This is a genomic window from Endozoicomonas sp. ALB091 (assembly GCF_049310265.1).
Lineage (GTDB): Bacteria > Pseudomonadota > Gammaproteobacteria > Pseudomonadales > Endozoicomonadaceae > Endozoicomonas.
In genome coordinates, this window is the sequence record NZ_JBLYNQ010000003.1 from 260,664 (window position 1) to 273,931 (window position 13,268).

A 13,268-nucleotide genomic window follows, 5' to 3' on the forward strand; every position below is an offset into this window, starting at 1 on the left:
AGCGACTGACCTGTCAGTCATATAAACTGAAAGATTAGTCGCTTGCATACCAGATTAAAACGACCAGAGCCGGTAAAACCTTAGCTGCTTGTCAGGGGAACTGGCCAATCAACCAGCAACTCCCCTCGCTCTTCATAAAATGCTCTTCTACAAGCGGTATCAGGCGGACTCTTCCTGCTCTGCCTCTTCAGTTTCAGCTGCACGCTCAGCAGGCTTGATAGCGTCCTGATAGCTGCATGCCAGTTCTGAAACCTGGGCCGCTTCCAGAATAGTATCTACTACCTGCTCTTCCAGAACAACATACTTGATCTGAGACAGCTGCTCATCGTTGCTGTAGTACCAGTCGATAACCTGCTGAGGCTCCTGGTAAGCGGAAGCCATCTCTTCAATCATGGCACGCACACGCTCATCATCAACCTTGACTTCACGCTGCTTAACCACTTCACCAATCAACAGACCCAGGGCAACACGCTTTTTGGCATCAGCTTCAAACAGCTCTGCTGGCAGCTGCTTTGGATCAAAACCACCTTTCATGCCGCCGAACTGCTGTACCGCCTGTTCGCGCATACGGTCGATTTCCTGAGAAGTCAGGGCAGAAGGCACTTCCACCTCATGAATCTTCAACAGGCCATCCATTACCTGATTCTTGACTTTGTTTTTAACTGCCTGACGCAGTTCACGCTCCATATTTCTGGACACTTCCGTACGGAAACCTTCCAGACCACCTTCGCTTACGCCAAAGCGAGCAAAAAACTCGTCATTCAGTTCAGGCAGTGCGGGTGCAGCCACCTTGTGGACCTTGCAGGCAAACTCAACAGACTGACCTGCCAGATCTTTCGCCTGATAATCTTCAGGGAAAGTCAGGGACAGCACTTTCTCTTCACCGGCAGACACTCCCACCAGGCCATCTTCAAAGCCCGGAATCATGCGGCCAGAGCCCAGCTCCAGAGTTGAGTTCTCTGCGCTGCCACCTTCGAAAGCTTCTCCGTCTTTGGTGCCAACATAGTCAAAGGTAATGCGGTCGCCCAGTTCAGCAGCACGCTCAACGTCAGCAAACGTTGTGCTCTGCTTGCGCAGGGTTTCGATCATTTCGTCTACATCAGACTCCTGAACCTCAGCAATCGGACGCTCAACAACAATGCCGCTGAAATCATTCAGAGCAATTTCAGGGTAGACTTCAAAGGTAGCAACAAAGGTAAATCCTTCGTCGTTATCAGACAGGGCTTCAACAGATGGTGCACCGGCAGGGTTCAGATCCTGCTCCTGAATAGCCTCAATGAAGGAAGACTGCATCATCTCGCCGAGCACTTCCTGTCTGGCACCGGCACCGTAACGACGCTTGACCACTTTCATTGGAACCTTGCCGGGGCGGAAGCCATCCAGACGAACACGTCGGGACAGGTCCTGCAGACGCTTATTCACTTCACCATCAATATCAGCAAACGGGATAGTGATAGTCAGCTTGCGCTCAATACCGGAAGTCATTTCAAGGGAGACTTGCATTTTTGTTCCTCAACACCAAAACCTGTGTAAACAATGGGCCAAAAGGCGAATAGACTAGCAAATGCTTCCGGAAAATGCACAAACACGTTCTGTCACACTGGATCCGGGCAAGGTAAAGGAACACTTTTTATTAAAACATTCCCGTTCCCTACAGGATTTGCACCACTCTCACTTCTCAACGGTAAAAACCAACGAACAAAGCAGACTTTACCTGAAAAGCGTATTTAAAAGACCCAAAACACAGCAGCCCTGGCTCAGCTTTTCCTATCTGCACTATTCATATACGTTTCCCCGAAGCTAAGGACTAGTGGGTCCATACACCCCCCATCAGGGCAGTTTCTTTGGATGAAACATACAAAAACGGGGATAAGCATACTTATCCCCGTTAATGACTGGTGCGGAAGGAGAGACTCGAACTCTCACACCTTGCGGCACTGGAACCTAAATCCAGCGTGTCTACCAATTTCACCACTTCCGCTCACAATGTTTCCACGAAGCACGCAAAACACTGTATTTTTCAGGCCATCCAAAACACCCGGACAACCGTTAACCTGGGGTGGGCGAAGGGGCTCGAACCCTCGACCGCCGGAATCACAATCCGGAGCTCTGCCAACTGAGCTACGCCCACCAGTAACTGACCGAAAGACTATTCAAATTGAACCAAAGAATCAAGCATAAGGCAGGATAAATGGCCATCTGAAAAATGGCGCACCCGGCAGGATTCGAACCTGCGACCATCCGCTTAGAAGGCGGATGCTCTATCCAACTGAGCTACGGGCGCTTAATCATCTTTCTGACTGGTCGGGGTAGAGAGATTCGAACTCCCGACATCCTGCTCCCAAAGCAGGCGCGCTACCAGACTGCGCTATACCCCGAAATTTTCCAGCTACTTTCAGGAAATCCCGAAAAGTTCCGCTGGTCAACGGCGACGAATACTACTCACAAGCATGGCGCTCGTCAATTGCCATATGCATTTTTTGATCCACATAGCAGTTCAGATAATGCAGGAAACTTCTTCGTCTGAATGACCATACCAATCTGTCTGAAAAAAAAACCACCATGCTCACCCTTTATATCGAACAGACTTCATATAGGTTGAACCAGTGGCTTTATCAGCAGGCTGTTGTGTCAACAGAGCCTGAGCACTGTTAAACTAACGGTCATTTTCAATATTCGCCAATCAACCAATATTGTCAGCAACAGGCTTCAGCACATATGACAGCAAAAATTATTGATGGCAAAGCCATTGCCCTGCAACTGACCGACGCCATCGCCGAACAGGTGAAAAAAAGAACTTCACAGGGTCTCAGGGCTCCGGGGCTGGCGGTTATTCTGATTGGTGATGACCCGGCTTCCAAGGTTTATGTAGGCAAGAAAAGACAGGACTGTGAAAGGGTGGGTTTCAAATCCATATCCCACGACCTGCCAGCCTCCACCAGCGAACAGTATCTGCTGGAGTTAATTGACAGCCTCAATGATGATCCGGCCATTGATGGTATTCTTGTACAATTACCCCTGCCTGAACACATCAACTGCGAACTGGTGATTGAACGCATCCGTCCGGATAAAGACGTCGATGGCTTTCATCCTTACAACATTGGCAGGCTGGTTCAGCGCATTCCACTGTTGCGCCCCTGCACACCAAAAGGTGTGATGACACTGCTGGAAAGCACAGGCCAGCCCATTCGTGGCAAGAACGCCGTTATTGTCGGTGCCTCCAATATTGTCGGTCGACCAATGACCATGGAACTGTTACTGGCCGGCTGCACTACAACCACCACGCATCGCTTTACCGAGGACCTGGCCGCTGAAGTAGCCCGGGCAGACATTCTGGTGGTTGGCGCAGGCAAGCCCGGACTGGTTAAAGGTGCCTGGGTAAAGCCCGGTGCCGTGGTGATTGATATTGGCATCAACCGTATGGATGATGGCCGACTGGTGGGTGATGTGGAGTTTGATGTTGCCAGAGAAAGAGCCTCATGGATTACCCCGGTTCCCGGCGGTGTTGGCCCGATGACCGTGGCGACACTCTTGGAAAACACACTGTATGCAGCAGATCATCTGCATTACTGAGCCGAGAAAAGAGCGTTCAAGATTAAGACCGGCAGCTTCACTGCCGGATCCATCTTAGGACTTCAGACTGGCCAGACATTCCAGAAAGATTTCATCTTCCCACTCAGAGCAATCAATAAGGTACATATTACCCGACTCCTCCCACTCATAATCCTGCCCGTTGATTCGAACCTCCAGAATCGGGTGCTCACTGTAAATTAACAGCCTGCCTCCCTGCCTGAGTCGGCTTTCAAGGCGAACACCGCTGTCTTTCCAGCACACCACCTGATCAACAATGGCACAGGCTGGCAGAATCTTATCTTCCAGCCCAAGACAGACCAATGACTCTTCAGGATAAAACAGCACCAGATCTGCCCCATTCTGCCCAAGCCGTATTTCCGGCGACTCAGAATGGCTGAAACATTGCCGTCGGGTCGGCCAGTATACCAGCCATTCGCCACTGTCATTTTCCAGGGGGGACGCATTGATGCGCTCAGTAATCGGTTGATGATCTTCGGCAATATTAAATAAGGCAAGGACTCCCACTGCCCCAATCCGATTGGTCACTTTGAGTAACTTCCCGGAATAGAGAGGGTTTTCAAATAACTGTTCCCGAGCCACCTTTCCCTGCTGGTCACAGCGAACCACCCGACCATCATTAAACACCAGCTTCATCAGTTGCTCTGCATCAGTCTGCCCAACCGGATCGCTGGTATAAATGGGTCCGCCACTCACCGCCCTGAGCAGCGCATGGGCATCAGAGTCTTCGTGAATGGTCCACCACATATCCCAGTCACCTATAAAAAAGGCATCATGAAACACTGCGTTATAGGCATTCTGCAGTGCATGCTCCTGGAGATTACCGCTTTTCTTTGGGAAAAAATCATCACTATTACGCGCAAGAGCTGATGACGGTCGGTTCCATAACTGATCGCTGGCCATCCCCATGCAGTTGATCAGTTGTCCGTTAAAATGTAGCCCCGCTGACGCTTCAAGGGCCTGATGCGCTACCCGGGATACTTTTCCGGGAAAATCCCGGTATCTATAGTGGTTGGCAAGATTGCTCTGAACATCAACTTTGATGAAATCAACGCCCTGCCGGGCCAGATAGTCATGCCAGCCGTGCCAGAAGCGAAATGCATCCCCTTCTGAGGTTGGGGGTAACCTTCTTGATGAATCCAGCTCATCCAAAGGAACAGGAAAGCTGGCTTCGGCATCGATACCTTCCCACTGCCCGGTCAGAGCATGCCACACCCCCATCCAGGGAATACCGTAGTCATCCTGAAGAGTCTGCTTTAAACCGGCAAGTCCGGCCGGAAACTTCTTCCGATCTTCCTTCCAGGACAACAGCCGACGATCTTTATCTTCCGACCAGCCATCATCCACCAGCATCCATTTTACCGGAACCCTTTTGGAGTAAAACTCCTGAGCTTTTGCAGCAACAGCCTCCTCAGTCACATCAAGATAACAGGCATCCCAACTGCACCAGCCGAGATAGTTAAACACCTCAGGCAAGGTACGCTGCTCTCTTGGTCTGGAATAGTACGATAGATGGCGACGCCCCAACTGCACATTGTTATTGATCAGTGAAAACGGATCTGTACTGACACCATAAATGGCAATCAGGCCCGAAAAATCTCTAACACCCGACTTTGAAGGACCCGCCACCAACTCAATGCCAGCGACGTCCCCACCCTGAAATTCACAGCGAACCTGCTCATCACATACGGCCAGCAGGTGGTGATACTCTGCCCCCAGACCGTACAGCAAAGACTGTGTTTTCTCTGGCAGATTGTTAAGGGCGCAATCAAAATGCGGCCGTGTCCACCAACTGTTATAAAGATAATGGGCACACAAACCGGAAATATCACCCAGAGAGGCGATATTGATTCTGACGGCGCAACGGGGATGCCAACTGCGCCCTGGCCAACTGACTCCCTTGCTAATCTCAGCATTCAGAGATAACAACAGTTGTCTTCCTTTGGTCTCCAGAGACAACCTGACAGAAAGCCAGTCATCGTGAACAAATATCCCCGACTGCTCTGACCATGTCAGAGCATATTCCTCACCATTATCCAAACGAACATAAACAGTGATCCCCTGACATACTGAAGCCTGGTCATAATACAGATTTACCAGCTGGTCTTTTTCACGAAGAGAATACATAACTGCCTCAACTGCATCTTGGAAAGAACAATGTCATCCTTTGCCTACAGTATTTCTCAAAATCGGATATACGGCAGTGAAAATCTAATAAATTGCTTATCCGTGATATAAAACCACAGCCCGATAAGCTGATTAGCACGCAAATTTTGCAAGATGAAAACCGCTGAAAATGTTACCCAAGCAAGGAAAACCAACCGGAAAGTAACACCTTTTATCAATAGCACACACCAAAAATCACAGACTGAGCTTTAGAGTGAAGAGAGTCTAAGTCATTCAACCCCGCGCAACTGAAGCAAAACAGCGAAAGAATATACATCAGGCATGTAGAACAAAGCAGAAAACCACGCTGTCAAAAAAATGGCATGCTGTATGCATACCATTTAGCGCTCCAAGTCAGCACCCGGTTTAATGGAATAAGCCTTGCTGCCGACATCTTTTGTCTTCGTTACTTTTGTCAGAATCATCCAGGACTCTTCAATGAACAAACCATCACTCAGCAGCATGGAAGCCTATCTCAGACAGATGGGTATGGTGCCCCTTCCCGAAACCCCTGGCGACCTTGAAAAAGAGTACTACCGACAGATTTACCGGGTACTGCCCAGAGAGCAGGCTCTATCACTCCCGGTCAGGAAAGCCCGCTCAAAAACCTCTATCAAGAAAAGTAAAGAAAAAGGCACCCCTGACAGACAGTAAACCAGACCTACTCAGCGTGAGGGACTTCCAATCGTTCACGCTGTCGCTTATGTCGAAACAGGCCATCCAGCGTAAAAATGACCAGTGCGAGCCATATCAAAGCGAAAGTAGCCATCTGCACCACACCCAGCGGCTCATTATAAATTGTCACACCCACCAGAAATGAAATGGACGGTGCCAGATACTGCATGATTCCCAACACAGTCAACGGCAACTTTTGAGCCGCCATATTGAACAACACCAGAGGTATGGTGGTCACAAACCCGGACAGGGCAAGGAGAAGACTGGTATCCGGATCAGAAAAGCGAAAAGCATGCAAATTATTACCCATCAACCACAGGAAATAGAAAGCGGCGGGAGGCATCAACAGCAATGTCTCAATAGCCAGCCCAGAGGTCGCATCAACATTAATCCTTTTCCGGATCAAGCCATAGAACCCGAAACACAAGGCCAGTACAAAAGCGACCCAGGGCAGTTTACCCAGCAAGAACATCTGCATTGATACCGCCGCTGCTGCTATAAATACCGCCAGCATCTGGTATCGGGTCAGACGTTCCCCCAGAAAACAGTAGCCAAAAAAAACGCTGATCAGCGGGTTGATGTAATAACCGAGGCTGGTTTCCAGAATCCTGTCATTGGTCACTCCCCAGATAAAACAGAGCCAGTTTCCAGCAATAAACAGCGACGACAAAACCAACCAGCCCAGTATCCGGGGTGATTTTATTATCTCAAGAATCCCTTTCAGTTTGTGGCGAAAAGATAAAAAGCAAATCAGCAAAAGTGATGACCAGAAAACTCGATGAGCAAGCACTTCCAAAGGAGACACCTGTTCAACAATCTTGAAATAGATGGGGATCAGCCCCCACAAAGCAAATGCCCCGACGGCAAACGTCAGGCCAGACTGTACTCCTGCGTCTCTCACAAATCCCCCACATCAGACCTATAGCATCCACGGGATGCCAGGAAAAATAACAGCCCATTCAGATTTTGCATTGTAGAAGCAACGAAACCCGAGACAAAACATTACCTGAAGAAGCCTGAACTCACCCAGGCTTCCTGGCCAGACCGATCAGTCAAAAACTATACGATTTTTATTTTTATCCAGCATTCTGCTGCCAACGTATTTAACCTTATCCAAATCATCAAAACTCTGATAAGGGCCATGCTGATCACGATGCTTGACAATTTCCATTGCGATACGGGGCCCAACCCCGAGAAGTCCTTTGTCCAGCTGCTCCATGTTTGCCTGATTCACATTAACTTTCTGATCACCAGACCGGGCTTTCTGGTCAGCCCCAAAGACAGAGATACTGAAAAAAGATGCACCTAAAAAGACGAGGGTTTTGATATCCATATCAATGACTCCTTAAAATTGATAACTAATCCGCTATTGATAGATTGTCTATAAAACAGCTTTGTTGAATAAACCATCCTTAAGAACATTCAAGGCAATGCCTGGGATAACTGCAAGACAAAAAATCCCGGGCAGATAAGCGGATCAAATTATCACGCAGCCGGAGCAACCCCCAAAACCTGCTCTTTAAAAGGCTTACTGGGTGGTGTCTCACCAATCCACACTCGCAGGAACAGATTGAACAACTCTTTACTGGCAGGAACGATACCTTTCTCATCACCGGCAATTTCAATCCGCAACCCTTTACCCGGAAGGTACTCAAACACAGCCTGTTCACCTTTTTTCATTGAGCCATCAACCAGTGTAAAGATTTTCTCAAGGTCCTCTTTCACCGCTTCCTGCTCATCGGGTGGGCTGTTCAATTGGATGGATTCATAAAAGGCATTGGCTATCCGTCGGGCGCTCATTTTTGACACCAGCATAACAAATGCCATTCGTTGATGCGTGTCAGAGGCATAAATCTCTTCAGGGCTACTGGTCGGCTCTTCCAGATAAAGAGCACCGATATACCCTTTAACCATCAGATACCATGACCTGACTGCCGCACCCTGCAATTTAAGCTCTGGCTTATCACCCTCCGCCGCAATAGTGTCTGGCAGGTCGTACTTATTAATGACAAGTGCATTAACAGGCAATGACAGCAACATAAGCAAGGCAGTTAAAAGAGGAATACGATAAAAAGAGTCATAGTTTTGCATACTACACACCTTATTATTATTGTCAGGAAATACTATCCCACTTAATTGGCAGCTTCCAGCCTACTGAGCTGTAACCACTTCGACATTTCATAGCCTGGCCGCCAGCGCAGCAGGTCAGGCAATCATACTATGCACAGGGTTTAAGCTGCCATGATCTTTACCTGTATTGTCACTCCAGAGGCTGATTGCCGTCATTAAATTGTCACCATTTCATCAGCCATAACTTTCATGAGCAGTGGATAAAACCCTCTCCATTACCACTGGTCAGCAGCCCAATATTCCCGTTACCAATCCTGACTATCTAAACCATACTTAAGTGCACTGACTATTGAAATTACTGGATAAGCCTCAAAATAGACTATCCAGAACACAAGGTTGAAGCACTGAGTAATGGGTTAGCCCAAGCTTCCTTAAAGCCCGCTACACCATACCTTTGCAACAGAATATCAACCAGACTTTCCTGTTAAACCAGCTTTTGCAGACAGACTATGACAGATCAGGATCCAAACAACCCCGAAGTGCTCGATGGGGACGAAGACAGTCAAAAAACCAGTACCGGACTTGTACTTCCACACCAGTCACTACCAGACAAACTCTATCTAATCCCCGTTTCGAACCGCCCTTTCTTTCCTGCACAGGTACAACCGTTAGTATTCAGCAATGAGGAGTGGGGAGAAACACTGCAACGTGTTGGCCAGAGCCCTCATAAAGCGGTTGGTCTCAGCTTTGTTGGCCGAATGCCCGGCATAGACGTTGCGCCGGAAGATTTTCCCCAGGTAGGTTGCGTTGTCAAAATCCATAATATTGTGTCAGACAATGACCAGGTTCAGTTTATTGCCCTGGGAATGCAACGTTTCAGAATACGACAATGGTTACGTCGCCGGCCTCCTTACCTGGTTCAGGTCGACTATATCGATACCCCTGAAGACGACAGTGATGAAGTAAAAGCCTATGCACTGGCACTGATCCAGGCGATCAAAGAGCTTATCCCGCTGAATCCTCTGTACAGCGAGGAGCTGAAAAATTATCTGAACCGCTTCAGTCCCAAAGACCCCTCCCCCCTGGCAGATTTTGCAGCGGCTATTACCACCGCTCCCGGACAGGAGCTGCAGGAAGTACTGGAAACCATCCCTGTTCAACGCAGGATGGAAAAGGTACTGGTGTTGATTCGCAAAGAGCAGGAGGTCGCCCGCCTTCAGAGTGAAATCAATGCGGAAGTTAACCGGAAAATCAGTAATCATCAGCGCGAGTTCTTCTTGAAGGAACAGCTTAAAGTCATTCAAAAAGAGCTGGGCATATCGAAAGATGACCGAACTGCTGAGATTGAACAGTTCGAGCAGAGACTGGCAAAGCTGATCGTCCCTGAAAGTGCCAGGAGCAAAATCGATGATGAGCTGAAAAAGCTGTCTATTCTGGAAACCGGCTCCCCGGAATACGCTGTTTGCAGAAATTATCTCGATTGGGCGACATCTGTCCCTTTTGGCCTGTACTCTGAAGATAACCTCGATCTTCATCACGCAAGAAACGTACTCAGTTCCGACCATGATGGTCTTGAGGATGTTAAAGAGCGCATTGTTGAGTTTCTGGCAGTGGGTGCTTACCGGAAAGAAGTATCCGGCTCCATTATGTTGCTGGTAGGCCCTCCGGGTGTGGGCAAAACCTCTATTGGCAAGTCCGTCGCCAAAGCTCTGGACCGAAAATTTTACCGTTTCAGTTTGGGCGGCATGAGAGATGAAGCTGAGATTAAAGGACATCGTCGTACTTATATTGGAGCGATGCCCGGAAAGCTGATTCAGGCACTGAAGGAAGTAGAAGTCTCCAATCCGGTCATCATGCTTGATGAGATTGATAAAATTGGTGCGTCCTTCCGTGGTGATCCCGCATCGGCACTGCTGGAGGTATTGGATCCTGAGCAGAACAGCGAGTTTCTTGACCACTATCTGGACATGAGAATTGATCTGTCAAAAGTCCTGTTCATTTGCACAGCCAATCAGTTGGATACTATCCCGGGACCACTGCTTGATCGAATGGATGTAATCAGGCTGTCCGGCTATATCACCGAAGAGAAGGTAGCGATTGCCAAGAATCACTTATGGCCCAAACAACTGAACAAAGCAGGACTGAAAAAGAGCCAGCTTAAAATCTCAGATACAACCTTCCGTAAAATTATTGATGGTTATGCCCGGGAAGCAGGGGTTCGTCACTTTGAGAAATTATTGCAAAAAATCATTCGCAAAGTTGTCGTCAAATTCCTGGAAAATGATGAACACAAGCTGACGGTTTCGGCTAAAAATCTGGAAGACTTTCTCGGAGCCCCCTACTTTCGTAAAGAAAAAACCATGGAAGGTCTTGGCATAGTTACCGGTCTTGCCTGGACCGCAATGGGGGGTGCCACACTCCCTGTTGAAGCCTGCCTGATACATCAGCAAAGAGCCGGTTTTAAACTGACTGGCAAGCTGGGTGAGGTGATGAAAGAGTCGGCTGAAATCTCCTACAGCTATACTACCAGTCACGCCAAAAAGCTGGGTATTCAGGAAGACTTTCTGAAAACTGCATTTATACACCTCCATGTTCCGGAAGGTGCCACCCCGAAAGATGGCCCCAGTGCCGGTGTCACCATGACAACCGCTTTAATCTCTCTGGCCAAAGGCATTAAACCCCTGAAAAATCTGGCGATGACCGGAGAGCTGACCCTGACAGGCAAAGTATTGGCTGTGGGCGGTATCAGAGAAAAGGTAATTGCTGCCCGACGGCAGGGAATTATGAACCTGGTTCTTCCGGAAGATAACCGCAGAGACTTTGATGAGCTACCGGATTACATCCGTGAAGGCATCTCTGTGCATTTTGCCAGCCAATACGAGGACGTCTATAGAATTGCATTTCCAGCGGTCAGCAAAAGCAAAGGAAAAAAGTAAGTAGAGCCAGCCGTACTCTGCTGTAAATAAAAAACGCCACCCGATCAGGTGGCGCTTTCTTAATCACTCTTACAATAGCAGCGGGATCTAATCCCGTTTGGACACGCTAGTGAGCACTTTTATTGTGGGCCGTGCGGCAAAATTTTTCAAATGATATATAAGACGTAATAAGCATATTAAAGTTTTTTAAAATAGCAGAAAAACAATGAGGAAACAGATACCGGAACGACACAGGGTTGTAGCTCAAGAATTTGCAACCCTGCGAAAGCATAAAAAGGTTCAGAGAACTATATCACCACACATATCATAACCTGGTTGATTCCAGATAACTTTTCACCGTAGTGACAATCGCCTGAGTCTGGCTGTCTATTTCCAGGTTAACTCTATCGCCAACTTCCGCTGTACCAAATGACGTCATTCTTAAGGTTTCCGGAATAAGATGGATACAAAAGCGCCCTCCCTCAACCTTCTCACCAATAGTCAAACTACAGCCATTCAGAGACACATAGCCTTTAGGCAGAATATAGTCTTGCCATTCAGAAGCAAATTGAAAGAATACTGTCACATTGTTTTCTTCCTGCTTAATGTCACAAATCTCAACCGTATCGTGAATATGACCAGAGAGAAGATGCCCGCCAATTTCGTCACCAAAGCGTGCAGCTCTTTCAATATTGACTTTATCACCTTCTCCCAACGCCCCCAGGTTAGTAACCCTCAGGGTCTCTTTCATCACATCGAAAGTGGCACTTTCCCGGTCAAAAGCAGTAACTGTCAAACAGCATCCATTCACTGCAATACTGGCTCCGGTTTCCAGGCCTTCCAGCAATGTGGACGGCAACAGCACAGTAATACGATTCAGTTCGTTGAATTTTTCAATTCGACCAACCGGAAAAAATCCCTTCACAATACCTGTAAACATACACTACCTATCGTCGCCAAACACGTTGGCCTACATCAGAATGTTTTGAGACAGTGAACCAGTCTCTCAAGAGCAACCAGACTGTCTGGCGTATAATTTCGGTGGTTGTGGTTCGCCAGCACCTCGTCCGGTGATTCCAGCACCACACTGGCAACCTCTTCTTCCTGGAGGGTCAAAGGACCATCATAATAACAGCTGTAGACCCTGCCCCAGACCTGACAATCATCATTATGGAAAAAAAAGTGAAAATGCGAAGTGATGGGCACATTCTCGATACCAAGCTCCTCAGCCAACTCCCGTTCAGCCGCCTGATCGTAGCTTTCCCCTTCAGTAACCACGCCCCCTGTAGCGGGATCAAAGTAGCCCGGATAAATATCCTTATTCAGGGTCCTCTCCTGAACATACAGCTGCCCTGCTGAATTGAAGACAAAAATATAGGTTGCCCTGTGGCAGAGTGCTTCTTCTCGCATCTTTCCCCTGGGAACGGACCCGAGAACAAAATTATGGTCATCAACCACCACCACGCTTTCCACAGACGCTTCCACCTCTTGCTGGCCAGGCATCGAGATCTCCTCTTATCTGTCATTCATTTATTATTGTGGCAACATCTTATATCAAGCTATTGGTAATCGAAAACAGAAAATACCAGTCAACATTCAACAAAAAGGCAAAGGCGTTTGTGGCATCTCTGCCAATCTGTCAAAGCGGTATCATTTCGTCAAGACTGATCATTAGCGACCAAAACCGGTATAATTTGCTTAGGGCAATAGGAATTTTAATTTTCCCAATCAGTAAAAACTGTAATTTTCACTCGATTTCAACCCACAGGATCCGATAGTTAGTTAAATATAATTTTGTCCTGACCAGCATCCATTACTGCCATAACCACCTAAAAAATGCTGTCTGACACC

General features: G+C 47.9%; 10 protein-coding genes and 4 tRNA genes. 3 read left to right on the forward strand and 11 right to left on the reverse strand.

What is annotated here, in order from left to right; translation table 11 throughout:
• Nucleotides 1-159 precede the first annotated feature (159 nt).
• The 5 genes from tig to ACO6UX_RS04105 form a co-directional block, all read right to left on the reverse strand.
• Nucleotides 160-1,503, reverse strand: coding sequence for a trigger factor (gene tig, locus ACO6UX_RS04085; RefSeq protein ID WP_422445103.1), 1,344 nt, complete (start codon nt 1,501-1,503; stop codon nt 160-162).
• Nucleotides 1,504-1,896: 393 nt separating this feature from the next.
• A tRNA-Leu gene (locus ACO6UX_RS04090) sits at nt 1,897-1,981 on the reverse strand.
• 74 nt (nt 1,982-2,055) lie between these two features.
• A tRNA-His gene (locus tag ACO6UX_RS04095) sits at nt 2,056-2,131 on the reverse strand.
• 76 nt (nt 2,132-2,207) lie between these two features.
• Nucleotides 2,208-2,284: transfer RNA gene (locus ACO6UX_RS04100), tRNA-Arg, on the reverse strand.
• 17 nt (nt 2,285-2,301) lie between these two features.
• A tRNA-Pro gene (locus ACO6UX_RS04105) sits at nt 2,302-2,378 on the reverse strand.
• A 340-nt stretch (nt 2,379-2,718) separates the two neighbouring features.
• Between ACO6UX_RS04105 and folD the strand changes: the two genes are divergently transcribed.
• Nucleotides 2,719-3,573 (forward strand): bifunctional methylenetetrahydrofolate dehydrogenase/methenyltetrahydrofolate cyclohydrolase FolD, encoded by an 855-nt coding sequence (folD, locus tag ACO6UX_RS04110; protein WP_422445105.1) that lies wholly within the window; start codon nt 2,719-2,721, stop codon nt 3,571-3,573.
• A gap of 54 nt (nt 3,574-3,627) precedes the next feature.
• Here the strand turns inward: folD and ACO6UX_RS04115 are convergent, their stop codons facing one another.
• On the reverse strand, nt 3,628-5,718 hold the full coding sequence (locus ACO6UX_RS04115; protein ID WP_422445107.1) for a Sip1-related alpha-galactosidase: 2,091 nt from the start codon (nt 5,716-5,718) through the stop codon (nt 3,628-3,630).
• Between the two features lie 477 nt (nt 5,719-6,195).
• Here ACO6UX_RS04115 and ACO6UX_RS04120 point away from each other — a divergent pair, with 477 nt between their 5' ends.
• Nucleotides 6,196-6,411, forward strand: coding sequence for a hypothetical protein (locus tag ACO6UX_RS04120; protein WP_269674460.1), 216 nt, complete (start codon nt 6,196-6,198; stop codon nt 6,409-6,411).
• 7 nt (nt 6,412-6,418) lie between these two features.
• Here the strand turns inward: ACO6UX_RS04120 and rarD are convergent, their stop codons facing one another.
• The 3 genes from rarD to ACO6UX_RS04135 form a co-directional block, all read right to left on the reverse strand.
• Nucleotides 6,419-7,333 (reverse strand): EamA family transporter RarD, encoded by a 915-nt coding sequence (gene rarD / locus ACO6UX_RS04125; RefSeq protein WP_422445110.1) that lies wholly within the window; start codon nt 7,331-7,333, stop codon nt 6,419-6,421.
• Nucleotides 7,334-7,480: 147 nt separating this feature from the next.
• The gene (locus tag ACO6UX_RS04130; protein ID WP_269674461.1) at nt 7,481-7,765 is read right to left on the reverse strand and encodes a ComEA family DNA-binding protein; all 285 of its coding nucleotides are present in this window, start codon (nt 7,763-7,765) and stop codon (nt 7,481-7,483) included.
• A gap of 152 nt (nt 7,766-7,917) precedes the next feature.
• Complete coding sequence (locus ACO6UX_RS04135) at nt 7,918-8,523, reverse strand: chalcone isomerase family protein (RefSeq protein ID WP_422445112.1); 606 nt, start codon at nt 8,521-8,523, stop codon at nt 7,918-7,920.
• Nucleotides 8,524-9,011: 488 nt separating this feature from the next.
• Between ACO6UX_RS04135 and lon the strand changes: the two genes are divergently transcribed.
• Entirely contained in the window at nt 9,012-11,438 is a 2,427-nt protein-coding gene (gene lon, locus ACO6UX_RS04140; RefSeq protein ID WP_422445114.1) for an endopeptidase La, read from the forward strand.
• A 304-nt stretch (nt 11,439-11,742) separates the two neighbouring features.
• On the opposite strand, the gene ACO6UX_RS04145 is transcribed toward lon, so the two are convergent.
• Both ACO6UX_RS04145 and yfcD read right to left on the reverse strand, forming a co-directional pair.
• On the reverse strand, nt 11,743-12,357 hold the full coding sequence (locus tag ACO6UX_RS04145; RefSeq protein ID WP_422445116.1) for a riboflavin synthase subunit alpha: 615 nt from the start codon (nt 12,355-12,357) through the stop codon (nt 11,743-11,745).
• Nucleotides 12,358-12,392: 35 nt separating this feature from the next.
• Nucleotides 12,393-12,920, reverse strand: a complete 528-nt coding sequence (gene yfcD / locus ACO6UX_RS04150) for an NUDIX hydrolase YfcD (RefSeq protein WP_101748594.1) — start codon at nt 12,918-12,920, stop codon at nt 12,393-12,395.
• Between the last annotated feature and the right edge of the window lie 348 nt (nt 12,921-13,268).

What these genes read in the sequence shown, in the direction of transcription:
- lon (WP_422445114.1), top strand. Translation starts at nt 9,012, where the DNA reads ATGACAGATCAGGATCCAAACAACCCCGAAGTGCTCGATGGGGACGAA.
- tig (WP_422445103.1), bottom strand. Translation starts at nt 1,503, where the DNA reads ATGCAAGTCTCCCTTGAAATGACTTCCGGTATTGAGCGCAAGCTGACT.
- ACO6UX_RS04145 (WP_422445116.1), bottom strand. Translation starts at nt 12,357, where the DNA reads ATGTTTACAGGTATTGTGAAGGGATTTTTTCCGGTTGGTCGAATTGAA.
- ACO6UX_RS04115 (WP_422445107.1), bottom strand. Translation starts at nt 5,718, where the DNA reads ATGTATTCTCTTCGTGAAAAAGACCAGCTGGTAAATCTGTATTATGAC.
- yfcD (WP_101748594.1), bottom strand. Translation starts at nt 12,920, where the DNA reads ATGCCTGGCCAGCAAGAGGTGGAAGCGTCTGTGGAAAGCGTGGTGGTG.
- ACO6UX_RS04135 (WP_422445112.1), bottom strand. Translation starts at nt 8,523, where the DNA reads ATGCAAAACTATGACTCTTTTTATCGTATTCCTCTTTTAACTGCCTTG.
- ACO6UX_RS04120 (WP_269674460.1), top strand. Translation starts at nt 6,196, where the DNA reads ATGAACAAACCATCACTCAGCAGCATGGAAGCCTATCTCAGACAGATG.
- folD (WP_422445105.1), top strand. Translation starts at nt 2,719, where the DNA reads ATGACAGCAAAAATTATTGATGGCAAAGCCATTGCCCTGCAACTGACC.
- ACO6UX_RS04130 (WP_269674461.1), bottom strand. Translation starts at nt 7,765, where the DNA reads ATGGATATCAAAACCCTCGTCTTTTTAGGTGCATCTTTTTTCAGTATC.